General features: G+C 69.1%; 18 protein-coding genes. 2 read left to right on the plus strand and 16 right to left on the minus strand.

Going from position 1 to position 17,975, the window contains the following annotated elements:
• Position 1: 1 nt before the first annotated feature.
• The 4 genes from ctaD to ACFQ7C_RS15655 all read right to left on the minus strand — a co-directional run bounded on the left by ctaD (position 2) and on the right by ACFQ7C_RS15655 (position 4,726).
• The gene (gene ctaD, locus ACFQ7C_RS15640; protein ID WP_378903096.1) at positions 2 to 1,765 is read right to left on the minus strand and encodes a cytochrome c oxidase subunit I; all 1,764 of its coding nucleotides are present in this window, start codon (positions 1,763 to 1,765) and stop codon (positions 2 to 4) included.
• Positions 1,766 to 1,767: 2 nt separating this feature from the next.
• Entirely contained in the window at positions 1,768 to 2,661 is an 894-nt protein-coding gene (coxB, locus tag ACFQ7C_RS15645; protein ID WP_378903099.1) for a cytochrome c oxidase subunit II, read from the minus strand.
• Between the two features lie 170 nt (positions 2,662 to 2,831).
• Positions 2,832 to 3,197, minus strand: coding sequence for an iron-sulfur cluster insertion protein ErpA (gene erpA / locus ACFQ7C_RS15650; RefSeq protein WP_141893508.1), 366 nt, complete (start codon positions 3,195 to 3,197; stop codon positions 2,832 to 2,834).
• 128 nt (positions 3,198 to 3,325) lie between these two features.
• Complete coding sequence (locus ACFQ7C_RS15655; RefSeq protein WP_378903103.1) at positions 3,326 to 4,726, minus strand: dipeptidase; 1,401 nt, start codon at positions 4,724 to 4,726, stop codon at positions 3,326 to 3,328.
• 47 nt (positions 4,727 to 4,773) lie between these two features.
• On the opposite strand from ACFQ7C_RS15655, the gene ACFQ7C_RS15660 reads away from it, so the two are divergent.
• Positions 4,774 to 5,355, plus strand: a complete 582-nt coding sequence (locus ACFQ7C_RS15660; protein WP_378903106.1) for a DUF3043 domain-containing protein — start codon at positions 4,774 to 4,776, stop codon at positions 5,353 to 5,355.
• Between the two features lie 8 nt (positions 5,356 to 5,363).
• On the opposite strand, the gene ACFQ7C_RS15665 is transcribed toward ACFQ7C_RS15660, so the two are convergent.
• The 7 genes from ACFQ7C_RS15665 to ACFQ7C_RS15695 form a co-directional block, all read right to left on the minus strand.
• Positions 5,364 to 6,389, minus strand: coding sequence for a quinone-dependent dihydroorotate dehydrogenase (locus ACFQ7C_RS15665; protein WP_378903109.1), 1,026 nt, complete (start codon positions 6,387 to 6,389; stop codon positions 5,364 to 5,366).
• An 18-nt stretch (positions 6,390 to 6,407) separates the two neighbouring features.
• Positions 6,408 to 6,902, minus strand: a complete 495-nt coding sequence (nrdR, locus tag ACFQ7C_RS15670) for a transcriptional regulator NrdR (protein ID WP_378903112.1) — start codon at positions 6,900 to 6,902, stop codon at positions 6,408 to 6,410.
• Between the two features lie 30 nt (positions 6,903 to 6,932).
• The gene (hisD, locus tag ACFQ7C_RS15675) at positions 6,933 to 8,234 is read right to left on the minus strand and encodes a histidinol dehydrogenase (RefSeq protein ID WP_378903115.1); all 1,302 of its coding nucleotides are present in this window, start codon (positions 8,232 to 8,234) and stop codon (positions 6,933 to 6,935) included.
• A gap of 30 nt (positions 8,235 to 8,264) precedes the next feature.
• Positions 8,265 to 9,326, minus strand: a complete 1,062-nt coding sequence (locus ACFQ7C_RS15680) for a hypothetical protein (protein WP_378903118.1) — start codon at positions 9,324 to 9,326, stop codon at positions 8,265 to 8,267.
• Positions 9,327 to 9,447: 121 nt separating this feature from the next.
• The gene (dnaE, locus tag ACFQ7C_RS15685; RefSeq protein WP_378903261.1) at positions 9,448 to 12,918 is read right to left on the minus strand and encodes a DNA polymerase III subunit alpha; all 3,471 of its coding nucleotides are present in this window, start codon (positions 12,916 to 12,918) and stop codon (positions 9,448 to 9,450) included.
• A 157-nt stretch (positions 12,919 to 13,075) separates the two neighbouring features.
• Entirely contained in the window at positions 13,076 to 13,525 is a 450-nt protein-coding gene (locus ACFQ7C_RS15690; RefSeq protein ID WP_378903121.1) for a hypothetical protein, read from the minus strand.
• A gap of 9 nt (positions 13,526 to 13,534) precedes the next feature.
• Positions 13,535 to 14,104: a GNAT family N-acetyltransferase gene (locus ACFQ7C_RS15695; protein ID WP_378903124.1), complete on the minus strand. Its 570-nt coding sequence runs from the start codon at positions 14,102 to 14,104 to the stop codon at positions 13,535 to 13,537.
• 77 nt (positions 14,105 to 14,181) lie between these two features.
• Here ACFQ7C_RS15695 and ACFQ7C_RS15700 point away from each other — a divergent pair, with 77 nt between their 5' ends.
• Positions 14,182 to 14,658 carry an NUDIX domain-containing protein gene (locus tag ACFQ7C_RS15700; RefSeq protein ID WP_378903127.1) on the plus strand — a complete coding sequence of 159 codons (477 nt, stop codon included), beginning with the start codon at positions 14,182 to 14,184 and terminating at the stop codon, positions 14,656 to 14,658.
• 97 nt (positions 14,659 to 14,755) lie between these two features.
• On the opposite strand, the gene ACFQ7C_RS15705 is transcribed toward ACFQ7C_RS15700, so the two are convergent.
• The 5 genes from ACFQ7C_RS15705 to ACFQ7C_RS15725 form a co-directional block, all read right to left on the minus strand.
• On the minus strand, positions 14,756 to 15,676 hold the full coding sequence (locus tag ACFQ7C_RS15705; RefSeq protein WP_378903130.1) for an RluA family pseudouridine synthase: 921 nt from the start codon (positions 15,674 to 15,676) through the stop codon (positions 14,756 to 14,758).
• Position 15,677: 1 nt separating this feature from the next.
• A complete protein-coding gene (lspA, locus tag ACFQ7C_RS15710) occupies positions 15,678 to 16,487 on the minus strand; it encodes a signal peptidase II (RefSeq protein ID WP_378903133.1) in 810 nt (269 codons plus the stop codon).
• 3 nt (positions 16,488 to 16,490) lie between these two features.
• Positions 16,491 to 17,060 carry a DivIVA domain-containing protein gene (locus ACFQ7C_RS15715; RefSeq protein ID WP_378903136.1) on the minus strand — a complete coding sequence of 190 codons (570 nt, stop codon included), beginning with the start codon at positions 17,058 to 17,060 and terminating at the stop codon, positions 16,491 to 16,493.
• Between the two features lie 136 nt (positions 17,061 to 17,196).
• Positions 17,197 to 17,496 carry a YggT family protein gene (locus ACFQ7C_RS15720; protein WP_378903139.1) on the minus strand — a complete coding sequence of 100 codons (300 nt, stop codon included), beginning with the start codon at positions 17,494 to 17,496 and terminating at the stop codon, positions 17,197 to 17,199.
• A 9-nt stretch (positions 17,497 to 17,505) separates the two neighbouring features.
• Positions 17,506 to 17,970, minus strand: a complete 465-nt coding sequence (locus ACFQ7C_RS15725) for a cell division protein SepF (protein ID WP_378903264.1) — start codon at positions 17,968 to 17,970, stop codon at positions 17,506 to 17,508.
• Positions 17,971 to 17,975: the final 5 nt, after the last annotated feature.

Raw genomic sequence — 17,975 nt, forward strand, 5'->3', positions numbered from 1 at the left:
CTTACTTCACCTCTCCATCGGCGACGTCGGCAACCGGGGCTTCGGGGGCGTCCTTCGCCGGACCGACGCCGACCGGGACGCCCGCCTCGGGGTGGTTCAGGTCGAACGCGGGCCGCTCGCTGCGGATGCGCGGGATCGACGTGAAGTTGTGACGCGGCGGCGGGCACGAGGTCGCCCACTCGAGCGACGCGCCGTAACCCCACGGGTCGTTCACGGTGACCTTCGGCGCCTTGCGCGAGGTGATCCACACGTTGAACAGGAACGGGATCATCGAGGCGCCGAGGATGATGGCGCCGACCGTCGACACCTGGTTCTGCCACGTCCAGCCGTCGGCCTCGGAATAGTCCGCATAGCGGCGGACCATGCCGTCCACGCCGAGCCAGTGCTGGATGAGGAACGTCATGTGGAAGCCGATGAACAGCATCCAGAAGTGCACGTAGCCGAGGCGCTCGTTGAGCATGCGGCCCGTCCACTTCGGCCACCAGAAGTAGAAGCCTGCGAACATCGCGAACACGACCGTGCCGAACACGACGTAGTGGAAGTGCGCCACGACGAAGTACGAGTCCGAGAGGGCGAAGTCCAGCGGCGGCGATGCGAGGATCACGCCGGTGAGACCGCCGAACACGAACGAGACGAGGAAGCCGAGGGCGAAGACCATCGGGGTCTCGAAGGTCACCGAGCCTCGCCAGAGCGTTCCGATCCAGTTGAAGATCTTCACGCCGGTCGGCACGGCGATGAGCATCGTCATGAGGGCGAAGAAGGGCAGCAGCACCGCGCCGGTGACGTACATGTGGTGTGCCCACACCGCGACGGACAGCGCGGCGATCGCGATGGTCGCGTAGACCAGCGTCTTGTAGCCGAAGATCGGCTTGCGGCTGAACACCGGGAAGATCTCCGACACGATGCCGAAGAACGGCAGCGCGATGATGTACACCTCGGGGTGACCGAAGAACCAGAAGAGGTGCTGCCACAGGAGCACGCCGCCGTTGGCCGGGTCGTAGATGTGCGCGCCGAGCACGCGGTCGGCCGCGGCCGCGAGGATGGCGGCGGCGAGGACCGGGAACGCCATCAGCACCAGGATGCTGGTGATCAGTGTGTTCCACGAGAAGATCGGCATGCGCCACATGGTCATGCCCGGGGCGCGCATGGTGATGATCGTCGTGATGAAGTTCACCGCGCCGAGGATCGTGCCGAAACCGCTCATGCCGAGGCCGAGCATCCAGAGGTTTCCGCCCGCGCCGGGCGAGAAGCTGGCGTTGGCGAGCGGCTGATACGCGAACCAGCCGAACGAGGCCGCGCCCTGCGGGGTCAGGAAGCCGGCGACGGCGATGGTCGAGCCGAACAGGAAGAGCCAGAAGGCGAACGCGTTCAGACGCGGGAAGGCGACGTCGGGGGCACCGATCTGCAGCGGCAGGATCGCGTTCGCGAAGCCCGCGAACAGCGGCGTCGCGAACATCAGCAGCATGATCGTGCCGTGCATCGTGAAGAGCTGGTTGTACTGCTCCTTCGTCGGGATGATCTGCATCCCGGGCTCGAAGAGCTCCGCGCGGATGATCAGCGCCATCACTCCACCGAGGAGGAAGAAGATGACGGAGGAGATGAGGTACAGGTAGCCGATCGTCTTGTGGTCGGTGGAGGTGATCCACTTGACGATGATGTTGCCCTTCTGCTCGACGCGCGATGCGCTGAGCAGAGCGGCCTGGCGCGGCGGCAGGGTGGTCGGGCGACCCTGCGTCGTCTCCTGGAGGGGAAGCGTCGTCGCCATGATCAGTTGTCTCCCTCTTCGTCTTCAGGGGTCCCGCCGGTTCCGGGAGCGTTCTGCAGACGGTCGTAGGCGTCGTTGATGTCGCCGGTCTGTCCCGCCTCGCGCAGCGTGTCGAGGTACTCCTCGTACTCTGCCTCGCTGACGACCTGGACGTTGAACAGCATCATCGAGTGGTACTCGCCGCAGAGCTCGGCGCACTTGCCGGCGTACTCGCCCTCGCGCGTCGGCGTGAAGGACCAGTAGTTGTCCTTGCCGATGTACATGTCCTTCTTGTAAAGGAAGTCGATGATCCAGAACGAGTGGATGACGTCACGCGACTGCAGCTTGATCTTCACCGACTGGTTCACCGGCAGCACCAGCGTGGGCAGCTCGCTGATGATGTCGCCGCGCTCGTCGGTCTGCGCCTGGACGCCCATCGACCACACGGTCTCGTCGTCGCTCGCGCCGTCGTACTGGAAGTCCCACGACCACTGCTTGCCGATCGCGGTGATCGCCACGTCGGGGTCGTCGTACTGCGTCTCGAGGATCGCCTGGTCGCGCGCGGTGAAGGCGAAGAAGCCGACCACCAGGATGAGCGGGACGATCGTGTAGAAGATCTCGATCGGCATGTTGTAGCGCAGCTGGACGGGAAGACCCATCTGGCCCTTGCGACGCCGGTAGGCGATCGCCGCCCATCCCATCAGGCCCCACGTGATGACGCCGACGACGAGCAGCACGATCCACGAGTTCACCCAGAGACCGGCGACCATGTCGGTGTGGTTGGTGGCCGGCTGGCCGTCTTCGGTGAATCCGGGGAGGAAGCCGTGCAGCTCGGTCGGGGTGCATCCGGCGAGGACTGCAGCCGCTGCGATCCCGAGTGGGAGAACGGCCCAGCGGATACGGCGTTTCGAAGGCACGGTGCACCTTTCCGATCACGAACAGGACTCTCGCCAGTCTAGGGCAACCGCCCAGGCGATTCAGGCCATCCGCTCAGGTTGAATCGTGTCGCGCGGACGGAAAAAGGCGGGTCCGGCGCGCTATTCGAAGCGCACCGGACCCGCCGGAAAAGTGTCGGATCCTGAGCCGATCAGTGGAAGCTGTCGCCGCACGCGCACGAGCCGGCCGCGTTCGGGTTGTCGATCGTGAAGCCCTGCTCCGAGATGGTGTCCTTGAAGTCGATCGTGGCGCCGTCGAGGTACGGCACGCTCATGTCGTCGACGATCACCTCGACGCCGTCGAAGTCGACCGTCTTGTCGCCGTCGAGGTAGCGCTCGTCGAAGTAGAGCTGGTAGATCAGGCCGCTGCACCCGCCGGGCTGCACGGCCACGCGCAGACGCAGGTCGTCGCGGCCCTCCTGCTCCAGCAGGTTCTTGACCTTGCCGGCGGCGGCGTCGGTCAGCAGCACACCGTGGTCGCGGGCGGTCTGCTCGGTCGTCAGTGCGGTGTCGGTCATGGCACTCCTCCGGAAGGGCCGCCCTGGATCGATCTTCCACTCAGGCGGCGGGATGCGACGATTCTACGCGCGCCCGCTGGCAGAAGGCTCCGGGACCGGCGCATTCGGGCCGATCCCGGAGTCGCGCGTCATGCCCGCGAGGTGCGGGCGTCGAGCTTCTCGAGCAGCAGCGCCTCTGAGACGACGGCGTTGCGGAACGTCTCCAGGTGCAGCGACTCGTTCGGGCTGTGCGCCTTCGCGTGCGGGTCCTCGACGCCGGTCACGAGGATCTGGGCGCCGGGGAACTCGCGGACGAGATCGGCGATGAACGGGATGGACCCACCCACGCCGATGTCGACGGACGCGACACCGTACCCCTCGTGCAGCGCCTCCCTGGCGGCCTCGACGGCCCAGCCCGACGTGTCGACGAGGAACGCGTCGCCGAAGTCGTGGCCGGAGAACTCCAGCTGCGCGCCGAACGGCGCGTGCGCACGCAGGTGCGACTCGATGGCCGCGTACGCCTCGCGGGCCGGCTGGCCGGGTGCGATGCGAGCGCTGATCACCACCGAGATCTCGGGGCTCAGCGTGTTCGACGCGTTCACGACGCTCGGCGCATCGATGCCCGTCACCGTGATCGACGGCTTGTTCCAGATGCGGCTGAGGATGGTGCCCCGACCCACCGGCGACACGCCCGCGGGAAGCCCGGCCTCGTCGCGCAGCGTCTCCTCGCTGTACTCCGGGGTCGCGGCATCCCTCTCCGTCAGCCCCGCGACCGCCACCGCACCGTCGTCGTCCCACAGCGTCGCCAGCAGCTTGACCGTGGCCATCGTGGCGTCGGGCACCGCTCCCCCGAACATTCCGGAGTGGGAGGCGTGCTCCAGTGTGCGCACGCTCAGGGTGAAGCGGGTGTTGCCGCGCAGCGAGACGGTGAGCGCCGGCGTCTTGGCATCCCAGTTGCCGGAGTCGGCGACGACGATCACGTCGGCGCGCAGCGCGTCGGCGTTGTCGGAGAGGAACGGCGCGAACGATCGCGAGCCCGCCTCCTCCTCGCCCTCGAAGAACAGCGCGACGCCGAGGTCGAAGTCGTCGCCCACGCCCTCCTTGAGCGCCCGGAGCGCGGCCAGGTGCGCCATGATGCCGGCCTTGTCGTCGGCGGCGCCGCGGCCGTACAGACGGCCGCCGCGGACGGTGGGCTCGAACGGCGACGACTCCCACAGCGACTCGTCGCCCACCGGCTGCACATCGTGGTGCGCGTAGAGGAGGATGGTCGGCCGGCCGTTCCGGGCCGGGCGCGTCGCGAGGACCGCGGGGCTGCCCTGCTCCCCCGTCTCCGGGATCACCGCGGTGCGGATCTCCACCGTCTCGAACAGGCCGGTCCCGCGGACGAGCTCGGCGACCGCCTCGGCGCTGCGCTGCACCTGTGAGGGGTCGAAGCCCGGGAACGCGACGGACGGGATGCGCACGAGACTGCCGAGATCGGCGAGGGCGGAGGGGATGCCGGAGGCCGCGGCGTCGCGCACAGCATCCTGTCGGGAGAGGTCAGAGATCATGCGGGTAATCTTAAGTGCACCCCTTCTCCGCACTTCGAGGAACACCCGTGGCCAAGAACTCCGAATCCGTGCCGAACGACGCCGCCTCCGAGGGCACCGTCCTGAACGGCACGCCCGTCGGCAAGGGCCGTGCCACCCCCTCGCGCGCCGAGCAGGAGGCTGCGCGCAAGCGCCCCCTCGTGCCCGACACCAAGGAGGCCAAGGCGCGCGCCAAGGCCGATCTCGCCGCCCAGCGCGAGAAGGCCCGCGTCGGCATGGCCAACGGCGACCAGCGCTACCTCCCCGCGCGCGACCAGGGTCCGCAGCGCAAGTTCGTGCGCGACTGGGTAGACGCCGGCTGGCACCTCGGCGAGGCGGTCATGCCCGCGATGGTGCTCGTCATCCTCGCGACGTTCCTGCCGATCGCGGCGCTGCAGTATTACGCGTTCGTGGGACTCTGGATCTTCATCTTCTTCGTCATCGGCGACATGATCCTCACGTCGATCACCGTCAAGCGCGCCGTCAAGAAGAAGTTCGGCGAGGGCAAGGTCGAGAAGGGTCTCGGCTGGTACGCCGCGATGCGCACCGTCCAGATGCGCTTCCTGCGCCTTCCGAAGCCGCAGGTCAAGCGCGGCCAGAAGCCGGCCTGAGCCGAGCGTCAGCCGAGCTTCGCCAAGCCCCGGTTGATCTGGCGCGCCCACAGCGGGCCGCGGTAGAGGAACGCCGTGTAGCCCTGCACGAGGGTGGCTCCGGCATCCAACCGCTCCTTCACGTCGGAGGCCGTCTCCACGCCGCCGACCGAGATCACCGCGAACCCGGCGGGCACCGTCTCGCGCAGCAGCCGCAGGACCTCGAGCGCCCGCGTCTTCAGCGGCGCACCGGACAGTCCACCGTCGCCTGCCGCGGCGACCGTGGCCGGATCGGTGACGAGCCCCTCCCGCGAGATCGTCGTGTTCGTCGCGATGATCCCGGACAAGCCGGCGTCGACGGCGAGCTGAGCGATCGCGACGACCTCGTCGTCGGGCAGATCCGGCGCGATCTTCACGAGCAGCGGCGTCGCACCCGCGCCGTCGCGCACGGCGTCGAGCAGCGGGCGCAGCGTCTCGACCGCCTGCAGGCCGCGGAGCCCCGGCGTGTTCGGCGACGACACGTTCACCACGAGATAGTCGGCGAGCGGCGCGAGCAGTGTCGCGCTGCGGACGTAGTCGGCGGTCGCGTCGGCGACATCGACGACCCGGCTCTTGCCGATGTTGACGCCGAGCACGGCACGGCGCGAGCGCTTGCGGAGCTTGCGCAGTCGTGTGGCCGCCGCCTCAGCGCCGTGGTTGTTGAAGCCCATGCGGTTCACGACGGCGCGGTCCGGGATGAGCCGGAACAGCCGCGGCCGCGGGTTGCCGTCCTGCGGGATCGCGGTCACGGTGCCGACCTCGACGTGACCGAAGCCGAGGGCGTGGAGCCCCGATGCCCCCTTCACGTCCTTGTCGAATCCGGCCGCGACGCCGAACGGCGAGTCGAAGGACAGGCCCAGCGCGGTGGTCGTGAGCGCCGGTACAGGGCGGGTGATCGCACGCGTGGCCCACGAGAACGGCGGGACCCCCAACATCCGTATCACGACCATCGCGGAATGGTGAGCGGACTCGGGGTCCATGCGCGACAGGACGGTGCGGAAGAGGAGGGGATACATCCCCTCTAGGCTAACCGCTCACTCCGTCGCGGCCGGCGCGCTCTGATCACGCGCGGGCACTCCGCGGCCGTGGTCGACGCGCAACTGCTCGATCGCCGCCTCGAAGTCCTCGAGCGAGTCGAAGGCCTGGTAGACGCTCGCGAAACGCAGATAGGCGACCTCGTCGAGATCGCGCAGCGGCCCGAGGATCGCGAGGCCGATCTCGTTCGCGTCGAGCTGCGACGCACCCGTCTGACGAATGCTCTCCTCGACCGTCTGCGCGAGCACGGCGAGGTCGGCGTCGGTGACGGGCCGCCCCTGGCAGGCCTTGCGCACGCCCGACATGACCTTCTCGCGGCTGAACGGCTCCATCACACCGGACCGCTTGATGACGTTGAGGCTCGCCGTCTCGATCGTCGTGAAACGGCCTCCGCACTGCGGACACTGACGACGGCGACGGATGCTGAGGCCGTCGTCGCTGGTGCGCGAATCGATGACGCGCGAATCGGCGTGGCGGCAGAACGGGCAGTGCATGGCAGAGACAGCCTACGCCGGGATGCGGGCTCAGTCCTCGAAACGGGCCGTGATGGCCTCGCCGTGGGCGGGGAGCGCCTCGGCCTCGGCGAGCGTCACGATCGCATCGTGGACCGCGGCGAGGGCGTCGCGGTCGTACTCGATGACCTGCTGCGGGCGCAGGAACGTCGCCGCCGAGAGGCCGGACGAATAGCGGGCCTGTCCCCCGGTCGGCAGCACGTGGTTGCTCCCCGCAAGGTAGTCGCCGAGGCTCACCGGGGAGTCGGCACCGACGAACACGGCACCCGCGTGCACGAAGTCCTCGGGGCGAGGGTCGGCGAGGTGCAGCTCGAGGTGCTCGGGAGCGTAGGCGTTGCTGAACGCGGTCGCCGCGGCGAGGTCGTCGACCAGCACGATGGCGGACTGCGGGCCCGCGAGTGCGGCGGAGACGCGCTCGGCGTGCCGCGTCGCCGCGGCGCGCGGTGCGATGGCGTCGAGGACGTCGGCCGCGAGCTGCTGCGACGTCGTCACGAGGACGGCGGAGGCCTGCTCGTCGTGCTCGGCCTGGCTGATGAGGTCGACGGCGACGAGTCGGGCGTCGGCGCTGTCGTCGGCGACCACGAGGATCTCGGTCGCACCGGCCTCGGCATCCGTGCCCACGAGGCCCGCCACGGCGCGCTTGGCCGCCGCGACGAAGTTGTTCCCCGGGCCGGTGACGACGTCCACGGGCTCGAGGTCGAGCGATGCGACGCCGTGGGCGAGGGCGCCGATCGCGCCGGCGCCGCCCATCGCGTACACCTCCGTCACGCCGAGCAGCTTCGCGGCGCCGAGAATCACCGGGTGCACGCGGCCGCCGAACTCCCGCTGCGGCGGTGAGGCCACGGCGATCTCGGACACCCCCGCGACCTGTGCCGGCACGACGTTCATCACGACGCTCGACGGATACACGGCCTTGCCGCCGGGCACGTACAGGCCGACGCGGCGCACCGGCTGCCACCGCTGCGTCACCCGGGCGCCGGGCCCGAGCTCGGTCACCGTCGGCGCGGGCACCTGGGCGGCGGAAGCCTCGCGCACCCGTTCGATCGCCTGCTCGAGCGCCGCGCGCACGGCGGGGTCGAGTGCGTCGAGCGCCTCGTCGAGGTGGGCGGCGGGGACGCGGATGTCGTGTCCTGTCACGCCGTCGAACCTCTCCGCCTGCTCTCGGAGGGCGGCTTCACCACGAGCGGCGACGTCTTCCACGATGTGCGCGGCCGTCGCGAGAGCCTCCTCCCGTGCCGCCTCGGCACGGGGCACGGTGGCGAGGAGTTCAGCGGGCGAGAGCGCGCGCCCGCGCAGGTCGATCGTCCGGAGCATCCGTCTACGGTACCGCGCGAGCGCGGCGACTCAGCCGCGCGTGACGCCCGAGACGTCGTGCAGGTAGCCGATGCGGCCGTCCTCGTGGCGCACGACGAACACCTCGCCGCGGTCCTCGATCACGAGGGCCCACGCGCTCGGTCCGATGCGGAACACCGGGATGCCGATCTCGTCGACGATGTCGCGCTCCTCGGGCACGAGCGCCCAGAAGGCCTGATGCTGCGGCGCGGTGGCCGCGGCGGGCTCGACCGTCGAGGACGGGTTCTCGACGTGCTCGAAGGACTCGCGCGCCTGCGCCGGCTCGTTCGGAGCGGGCTCGGCGGGCTCCTCGGCCGCGGGGACCTGCTCGTCGAGGGGGATCACCGTGGTGGTGAAGTCGTCGGCGGCGGGCGTCGCCGTGGCGTCGCCGGCGCGCGCCGGGGCGTCGGGTCCGGTCGGGACGGCCTCCGCCTCCGCCTCGGCCTCGGCGTCGGCGTCGGCAGCGGCGTACGGCGTGTACTCGTCCTTCGCCTGCTCAGGCTCGGGGCGCACGTAGGGCGGGCGCGGCGCTACGGGGCGCACCGGTCGCGCGTTGAGGTGGGCCGGAACCTCGGGGCGCCCGAGGAAGTCCTGCGCGAACGGCGGGATGAGCGGCGCGAAGACGGTCAGCACGACTCCGGCGAGCATGAGGAAGAACTCCACCCACACCACCCACGAGGCGAGGAAGCCCCGCCCGATCGAGAGGCTGACGAACGAGTTCCACAGGATCGTCAGCCACAGCACGGTGGCCACCGAGAAGGCGACGGACGCGAACTGGTCGATGCCGAGCGATCCGACGCGACGGATGCCCTGCGGCGAGAGACGGCGCAGCACGATGAGGAACACGGCGATCGTGGGGACTCCGATGGTGAGGACCCAGTCGATGCCGTTGGTCCATACCGACGGACCCGACTCGAACGCCCCGTAGATCGGGAAGAACGACACGACGAACGCGACGATCCAGGTGCCCGCGAGGGCGACCTCGCGGATGGAGAACGGTCCGACACCGTACTGGGGCGGCTCTTCGGTCACGACCGCCTCGTCGATGCCTGCGTCCTGCTGCTGGTCCGTCACGATCGTCCTTTCCGGCGAGCTCCCGAGGCCCGCGTCGACCCGATATTACCCACGGCGCATGAGACGCCGATGAGACGGCGCGACGTGCGGCGAAATGCTCCGTCGCACGCGCACCCCGGCTTCACCCGAGGCATTGCGGCCCCAGAAGACCCTTGAGCTCGCCGTAGAGATCCGGGGTGATCCGCACGGTGTGCGGCACCTCGAACACCTTCGCCACGGTGCCGCTGTGGAGCTTGAGCGACACCTCGGTGTCGCCGGCGTGGCGGTTCAGGGTCTGCAGGAGCTCACCGACGAGCGCCTCGCTCGCGCGGCGCTCGGGCATGATCAGCACCAGTGCGCTGGACTCGTCCATCGGGCCGAGGTCGGGCGTGAACGCCGACTGGGCGTGCAGGTTCATGCCGTCGTCGCGCCGCGACACGCGCCCCCGCACCACGAGGATCGAGTCGGCCTGCAGCATGTGCTGGAACTCGGTGTAGGTCTTGCCCATGAACATGACCGTGATCTCGCCGTCGAAGTCCTCGACCGTGATCATGCCGTAGGGATTGCCGCTCTGCTTGGCGACGCGGTGCTGCACGCTCGTGACGAGCCCCGCGATCGTCACCTGGTCGCCGTCGCCGACGTCCTCCGAGGCGAGCAGGTCGTGGATGCTCGTCGAGGCGTGCTTCGCGAGCGAGATCTCGAGGCCCGCCAGCGGGTGGTCCGAGACATAGAGGCCCAGCATCTCGCGCTCGAAGGCGAGCTTGTCCTTCTTGGTCCATTCCGGTCGCTCGGGCACCTTGGCCGCCTGCTGCGGCTCGTCGTCTCCCCACAGCGCGTCGAAGTCGAAGCCGACCTCGCCGTTGGCCTCGCGGCGCTTGTCGAGCACCGCCGCCTCGGTCGCGTCCTCGTGGATCTCCATGAGCGCGCGCCGCGTCGAGCCCATCGAGTCGAACGCGCCGGCCTTGATGAGGGACTCCACCGTCCGCTTGTTGGCGACGTGCGCCGGGACCTTGGACAGGAAGTCGTGGAAGCTCGAGTAGACCGCCTCGGCGCGGGCCGCGACGATTCCGTCGACGACGTTGCCGCCGACGTTGCGGACGGCACCGAGGCCGAACCGGATGTCTTCGCCAACGGCCGCGAAGTACCGGATCGACTGCCCGACGTCGGGCGGCAGCACCTTGATTCCCATGCGGCGGCACTCATTGAGGTACACCGCCATCTTGTCCTTGGAGTCGCCGACGCTCGTGAGCAGCGCCGCCATGTACTCGGCGGGATAGTGGGCCTTCAGGTACGCCGTCCAGTACGACACGAGTCCGTACGCGGCGGAGTGCGCCTTGTTGAAGGCGTAGTCCGAGAAGGGCAGCAGGATGTCCCACAGCGCCTGGACCGCGGCCTCGCCGAATCCGCGCTCCTTCATGCCGCCCGAGAAGCCCTCGTACTGCTTGTCGAGCTCGGACTTCTTCTTCTTTCCCATCGCACGGCGCAGGATGTCGGCTTGTCCGAGGGAGAAGCCGGCCACCTTCTGCGCGATGGCCATGACCTGCTCCTGGTAGATGATCAGGCCGTAGGTCGTGTCGAGGATGTCCTTCAGCGGCTCTTCGAGCTCGGGATGGATCGGCGTGATGTCCTGCAGGCCGTTCTTGCGCAGCGCGTAGTTCGTGTGCGAGTTCGCACCCATCGGTCCTGGGCGATACAGCGCGATGACGGCCGAGATGTCTTCGAAGTTGTCGGGCTTCATCAACCGCAGGAGCGAGCGCATCGGCCCGCCGTCGAGCTGGAAGACGCCCAGAGTGTCGCCGCGGGTGAGCAGATCGTAGGCGGGGCGGTCGTCGAGCGTCAGGTGCTCGAGGTCGAGCTCCTCCCCGCGGTTGAGCCGGATGTTGTCGAGCGCGTCCGAGATGATCGTGAGGTTGCGCAGCCCCAGGAAGTCCATCTTGATCAGGCCCAGGGTCTCGCACGACGGGTAGTCGAACTGCGTGACGATCTGGCCGTCCTGCTCGCGGCGCATGATCGGGATGATGTCGAGCAGCGGCTCGCTCGACATGATCACGCCCGCGGCGTGCACGCCCCACTGGCGCTTGAGCCCTTCGAGCCCGAGCGCCCGGTCGAACACCGTCTTCGCCTCGGGGTCGGTCTCGATGAGGGTGCGGAACTCCACAGCCTCCTTGTAACGCGGATGCTGCGGGTCGAACATTCCGTCGAGCGGCATGTCCTTTCCCATGACGGGCGGCGGCATCGCCTTGGTCAGGCGCTCCCCCATGCTGAACGGGAAGCCGAGGACGCGGCCGGCGTCCTTCAGGGCCTGCTTCGACTTGATGGTGCCGTATGTGACGATCTGCGCGACGCGCTCGGAGCCGTACTTCTCGGTGACGTAGTCGATCACCTCGCCGCGGCGGCGGTCGTCGAAGTCGACGTCGAAGTCGGGCATCGAGACGCGGTCGGGGTTGAGGAACCGCTCGAAGATGAGGCCGTGCTCGAGGGGGTCGAGGTCGGTGATCTTCATCGCGTAGGCGACCATCGACCCCGCGCCGGAGCCGCGGCCGGGCCCGACGCGGATGCCGTGGTCCTTCGCCCAGTTGATGAAGTCGGCGACCACGAGGAAGTAGCCGGGGAATCCCATCTGCAGGATGATGCCGGTCTCGTACTCGGCCTGCTTGCGCACCTTGTCGGGGATGCCGCCCGGGTAGCGGTAGTGGAGGCCGCGCTCGACCTCCTTGATGAGCCAGCTGTCTTCGGTCTCGCCGTCGGGCACCGGGAAGCGCGGCATGTAGTTGGCGGAGGTGTTGAACTCGACCTTGCAACGCTCCGCGATCAGCAGTGTGTTGTCGCACGCCTCGGGGTGGTCGCGGAACAGCTGCCGCATCTCCTGCGCGGTCTTGATGTAGTACCCGTCGCCGTCGAACTTGAACCGGTTGGGGTCGTCGAGGGTCGATCCCGACTGCACGCACAGCAGCGCGGCGTGCGCGTCCGCCTCGTGCTGGTGGGTGTAGTGGGAGTCGTTGGTGGCCACCAGCGGGATGCCGAGGTCCTTCGCGAGCCGGAGCAGATCCGTCATGATCCGCCGCTCGATCGAGAGGCCGTGGTCCATGATCTCGGCGAAGTAGTTCTCCTTGCCGAAGATGTCCTGGAACTCCGCAGCCGCCGCGCGGGCGGCGTCGTACTGGCCCAGTCGCAGGCGCGTCTGCACCTCGCCCGACGGGCAGCCCGTCGTGGCGATGAGACCCTTGCCGTAGGTCTGCAGCAGCTCGCGGTCCATGCGCGGCTTGAAGTAGTAGCCCTCCATGCTCGACAGCGAGCTCAGCCGGAACAGGTTGTGCATGCCCTCGGTGGTCTCGCTCCACAGCGTGGTGTGCGTGTACGCGCCGGAGCCGGAGACGTCGTCGCTCTTCTGCTCGGGTGTGCCCCAGGCCACGCGCGACTTGTCGCTGCGGTGGGTGCCGGGCGTGACGTAGGCCTCGAGGCCGATGATCGGGTTGATGCCGGCGGCCTGCGCCGCCCGGTAGAACTCGAACGCGGCGAACGTGTTGCCGTGGTCGGTGACCGCGATCGCCGGCATGCCGTAGTCGGCCGCCGCCTGCGTCATCGCCCCGATCTTGGCCGCTCCGTCGAGCATCGAATACTCGCTGTGCACGTGCAGATGGACGAAGGAATCGGATGCCACGCATCGAGTCTAGGTTCGGCCGCCGACAGAGGCCGTGGGATCCGTCGTGAGTCGCGGACTCCCGCAGCGAGCTCCGTTCACCCTCGACTCGAGGGTGAAGGTCCGCTCCTCAGAACTCCTCGTCGAGGGCGTACTGGCGCTGCCAGGACTCCGGGCGGTCGATGCCGAGCCCGTACAGGTAGCGGATGAGCTGGCCGTGGTGCTGGGTCTCGTGCTCCAGCAGCGCGAGCGCGTACGTGAAGGATGCCTCGTCCTCCGCGTCGAGGCCCGCGATCCACTCGTCGAGATCCGCCGTCGTCTGTGCGAACGCCGCGCGCAGGGCCGCGGCATCCGTCGTCTGCTCCCGGGTGACGGGACTCGTGAAGCCCTGCCACTCCCCCGCCCGCGCCGCACGCGGATAGCTCTCACGCGCGCCGAGGACGCACCACAGCTGGTGGCCGACGGTGTCGGACGGAAGGTCGGCGAGATGCGACCCGAGCTGTTCCGCCGAGACGCCGTCGACGAAGTCGAGGTAGAGCGTGTTCGCGCGGGAGAAGCGGCGGCGCAGGAGTTCGTTCACGCGTCCACGCTAGAGGCCGCGCCGCATCAGCACGCGCGGAAACCCCGACAGCACGGACTCCGTGTCGGCGGCCTTCGTGAAGCCCGCCGACTCGAACAGGCGCCGCGTGCCGACGTACGCCATCGTGAGGTCGACCTTCTCTCCGCGGTTGTCGACCGGGTACCCCTCGATCGCCGGCGCGCCCTGATCCCGCGCGAACTCGACGGCGCCGTCGATGAGGGCGTGCATGACGCCCTTCTTGCGGTGCCCTGGCCGCACGCGGAAGCACCACAGCGACCACACGTCCTGCTCGTCGACGTGCGGGATCTTGCGGAAGGTCGCGAAGTGCGTGCGTGTGCGCGGCGCGACGGCCGCCCACCCGACGACGTCATCACCGTCGTACGCGAGCACTCCGATCGGGCCTTCCTCGTCGATGAGCCGACGCACGCGCTCCCCGCGCTCGGGGCCCTTGAGCGCGAGGTTCTCCTTGCTCGGGATGCGGTAGCTCAGGCAGAAGCACACGTTGGACGCGGGATTCTTCGGACCCACCATCGTCGCCACGTCTTCGTAGACCGTCGCGGGTCGCACTTCGATCGCCATGCCCACACTCTGCCTGCGGCATCCGACATCGTCCAGGCGGTTGCGATCGCGACCCGGCCCGCCCATAGGGTGTGAGCATGCCCACCCCGGATTTCATCCTCGAGCTGCGCGAGAAGATCGGCACCCACCCGCTGTCGCTCGCGGGTGTGACCGCAGTGGTGATCCGCGACGGCGAGGTGCTCCTCGGCCGCCGCAGCGACAACGGCATGCTCACGCCGATCACGGGGATCGTCGACCCGGGCGAAGAGCCCGCGGACGCCGCGGTGCGCGAAACGCTCGAAGAAGCGGGCGTCGTCTGCCGGGCCGACCGCCTCGCGTGGGTGCACCAGATCCCCCGGGTCACCTACGCGAACGGCGACCAGAACGACTACCTCGATCTCACGTTCCGCTGCGCGTGGGTGTCGGGCGAGCCCTACCCCGCCGACGGCGAGATGACAGAGGTCGGCTGGTTCGACCTCGCGGCACTCCCCGCCGAGATCGGCGCCGACATGCGTCGCCGCATCGAGTCCGCGCTGATCGGCGACGGAGCTGCACGGTTCGAGGGCGGCCGCTGACACAGCACCGGAAGGTCTCGCCGACACGCAGGGCGGCAGCATCCGTTCCCGGCGTGTCGCAGGAGATCTCCGATTCCGTGCTCGACAGCCTCAGGGATCAGTCGCCGCGCAGCACGTCCAGCGCGTGGGCGAGGTCGGCCGGATAGTCCGACGTGAAGGTGACCCAGTCCCCCGTCGCCGGGTGTGCGAACGAGAGCTCGTGCGCGTGCAGCCACTGGCGCGTGAGGCCCAGCCGCGCCGACATCGTCGGGTCTGCGCCGTAGAGCGGATCGCCGACGCACGGGTGGCGGTGGGCGGCCATGTGCACGCGGATCTGATGCGTGCGTCCGGTCTCGAGGTGGATCTCGAGCAGCGACGCGCCGGGGAACGCCTCCAGCGTCTCGTAGTGCGTGACGGAGTCCTTGCCGTCAGGGGTCACGGCGAACTTCCACGAGTGGGACGGATGCCGTCCGATCGGCGCGTCGATGGTGCCGGCGAGCGGGTCGGGGTGGCCCTGCACGACGGCGTGGTAGATCTTGTCGACCTCGCGCTCCTTGAAGGCGCGTTTGAGCGCGACATACGCCCGCTCGGTCTTCGCGACGACCATCAGCCCGCTCGTGCCGACGTCGAGGCGGTGCACGACGCCCTGGCGCTCCGCCGCGCCCGTCGTCGCGATGCGGTAGCCGCCGGCGGCGAGGGCGCCGAGGACCGTCGGCCCGTCCCAGCCGAGCGACGGGTGCGCCGCGACGCCCGAGGGCTTGTCGACCACCACGATGTCGTCGTCGTCGTACACGATGCCGAGGTCGGGCACCTCCACCGGCACGACCCGCGGCTCCTCCTTCGGCGCCCAAGACACGTCGAGCCAGGCGCCGCCGCGCAGCTTGTCCGACTTCGACAGAGTTCGCCCGTCCATCGTCACGCCGCCGGCCTCGGCGACCTCGGCAGCGAAGGTGCGGGAGAACCCGAGCATCTTGGCGAGGGCCGCGTCGACGCGACTGCCGTCGAGGCCGTCGGGAACGGGAAGACTGCGGGAGTCCACGTCAGAGCTGGGCGCCGGATTCGGGCCGCTTCGGATCGTCGCCCGCCTCGTGCTCGGCCTCGTACTCCTCGGCCTCCCGCTCGGCCTCTTCCTCCACCGCCCGCTGCTCGGCGTCGCTGAGCGGCGGCAGCCCGCGCTCGGCGGCCGGGATGCCGGCATCCGGGTCCGCGACGGGGAACTCGTCACCGAAGCCCTCCACGGTTCCGCCCGAGGCGAACTGGTCGCCCTCGGCGCCCAGGAGCGTCTCGTCGCTCTCGCTCTCGTTCTCGTCCTTGCGGCCGTGGTCGCGCGTACCGTCCATGTGAACCCCCACGAGTACCAAGAGTGCGATCGCGATCATGTCGCACACGATGAAGATGTCGGCGACGTTGTAGATCGCCGGTGACATGCCGGGGAAGAACCACATCCACGGCGTGTTGATGAAGTCGACGACGTGCCCGACGCCGAAGCCCGGGTCACGGAACAGTCGGTCGGTGAGGTTGCCCAGAACCCCGCCGAGGAGGAGTCCGAGGGCGACCGCCCACAGCCGCGAGCGCACCCGCGTCGCGGCGAGCCACCCGATCACGATGGCGACGGCGGCCAGCGCGATCGTGAAGATCCACGTGACCTCCTCGCCGAGCGAGAAGGCGGCGCCGGGGTTGCGCGTCAGGTAGAAGCTCAGGAAGTCGCCGAGGACCTCGACCGGCTCCTGGTAGGGCAGGTTCTCGAGGGCGAGGTACTTCGCCAACTGGTCGGCGGCCAGCACCAGCACCGCGAGAACCGCGATGATGGTGCCGGCCGCCGCCTGACGAAGGGGAGGTCGGCGCGACAAGGCCTAGAGGCCCAGCGCGGAGACCGGCTGTGCGCCGGACGCCGTCGCCGTGGTCTCGAGGTCGCGCAGCTTGCCCTCGATGTAGCTGCGCAGCTGTGCGCGGCAGTCGCGCTCGAAGTTGCGGAGCTCGGAGATGCGGCCCTCGAGGGTGGTGCGCTCGCGCTCGAGCTTCGAGAGCTCCTCGCGACCGCGGGTCTCGGCCTCGGACACGATCGACGCGGCCTGCGACTTGGCGTCGGAGATGAGCTGGTCGCGCTGCGCGATGCCCTCGGCGACGTGCTCGTCGTGCAGACGCTGAGCCAGCTCGATGATGCCGGCGCTCGCGGCGGGACCGGCACCGCCGACCGGGGCGGCCTCGGCGACAGGCGCCGGGGCGGGAGCCGGGGCAGGCGCTGCAGCACCCGACTCGTACGCCGCCAGCTTGGCCTTCAGCTCCTCGTTCTCGGTGAGAGCCTTGCGCCACTCCACGACGATCTCGTCGAGGAAGTCGTCCACCTCATCCGGGTCGAAGCCCTCCTTGAAGCGGACGTGCTGGAACTGCTTGGTGACGACGTCATCGGGGGACAATGCCATGGTGATTCCTCTTTCGAGCGTCTGGTCGCTGGCCGATGTCGGGGCGACCGCCGGCTGGCGGCCGTTCGTATCAGCAAAGCATAGTCATCGGTTCTGAGAGTGTCGAAGCCGACGAGCGGGTCGGAATGAGTCGGATTCAGCCCGCGATGGTGCGGGTGATGCTGAGCAGGATGAAGCACAGCAGCATCGTCAGCGCGAACCCGAAGTCGATCGCGATCGCACCCACCCGCAGCGGCGGGATGAAGCGCCGGAACAGCCGGATCGGCGGGTCGGTGACGGTGTAGATGATCTCGGCGGCGACGAGGCCGGCGCCCCGCGGGCGCCACTCGCGGTTGAAGAACGGGATCCAGTCGAGGACCAGCCGCGCGAGCAACACGAAGACATAGAGGAGCAGCGCGAGGTTGAGGATCGCTGCGATGAGTTGGACGACGGCCACGTAGCCAGACTACGGCTGCGCGAACGGAACCGACTCCGGATCCGCCTGTGCGACCGCTCCGTCGCCCGACACGGCCACGTTCTCGGGCGAGAGCAGGAACACCTTGCTGGTGACCCGCTCGATGCGTCCGTACAGGCCGAGCGACAGGCCGCTCGCGAAGTCGATCAGGCGTCGCGCGTCGGCGTCGCTCATCTGCGAGAGGTTGATGATGACGGGGATGCCGTCACGGAAGTTCTCGGCGATGACCTGGGCATCGCGGTATTGCTTGGGGTGCACCGTGAGGATCTCGTTGATCGCCGCGGGCGCCGGCTGACGGACGACGGCGGGACGGTGGATCGGCGTCACGGGAGCGGCCGGCTTCTCGACGAGCTGCTCCGTCTTGCGAGCACGCGGCTGAGGGGCCGGCTCTTCGTAGACCTCTTCCTCGTCGGCGAGTCCGAGGTACACCATGGTCTTCTTGAGCGGGTTCGACATCTGAT

Source organism: Microbacterium sp. NPDC056569, from assembly GCF_042793475.1.
Taxonomy (GTDB): Bacteria; Actinomycetota; Actinomycetes; order Actinomycetales; family Microbacteriaceae; genus Microbacterium.

Coding starts and splice junctions, on each gene's coding strand:
- hisD (WP_378903115.1), bottom strand. CDS start 8,234: ATGCTCCGGACGATCGACCTGCGCGGGCGCGCGCTCTCGCCCGCTGAA.
- ACFQ7C_RS15665 (WP_378903109.1), bottom strand. CDS start 6,389: ATGTATCCCCTCCTCTTCCGCACCGTCCTGTCGCGCATGGACCCCGAG.
- erpA (WP_141893508.1), bottom strand. CDS start 3,197: ATGACCGACACCGCACTGACGACCGAGCAGACCGCCCGCGACCACGGT.
- ACFQ7C_RS15725 (WP_378903264.1), bottom strand. CDS start 17,970: ATGTCGAACCCGCTCAAGAAGACCATGGTGTACCTCGGACTCGCCGAC.
- dnaE (WP_378903261.1), bottom strand. CDS start 12,918: ATGCTCGACGGAGCGGCCAAGATCGGGGCGATGACGCAGGCGGCGGCC.
- ACFQ7C_RS15695 (WP_378903124.1), bottom strand. CDS start 14,104: ATGGCGATCGAAGTGCGACCCGCGACGGTCTACGAAGACGTGGCGACG.
- nrdR (WP_378903112.1), bottom strand. CDS start 6,902: ATGCACTGCCCGTTCTGCCGCCACGCCGATTCGCGCGTCATCGATTCG.
- ACFQ7C_RS15715 (WP_378903136.1), bottom strand. CDS start 17,060: ATGGCATTGTCCCCCGATGACGTCGTCACCAAGCAGTTCCAGCACGTC.
- ctaD (WP_378903096.1), bottom strand. CDS start 1,765: ATGGCGACGACGCTTCCCCTCCAGGAGACGACGCAGGGTCGCCCGACC.
- ACFQ7C_RS15655 (WP_378903103.1), bottom strand. CDS start 4,726: ATGATCTCTGACCTCTCCCGACAGGATGCTGTGCGCGACGCCGCGGCC.
- ACFQ7C_RS15700 (WP_378903127.1), top strand. CDS start 14,182: ATGCCCACCCCGGATTTCATCCTCGAGCTGCGCGAGAAGATCGGCACC.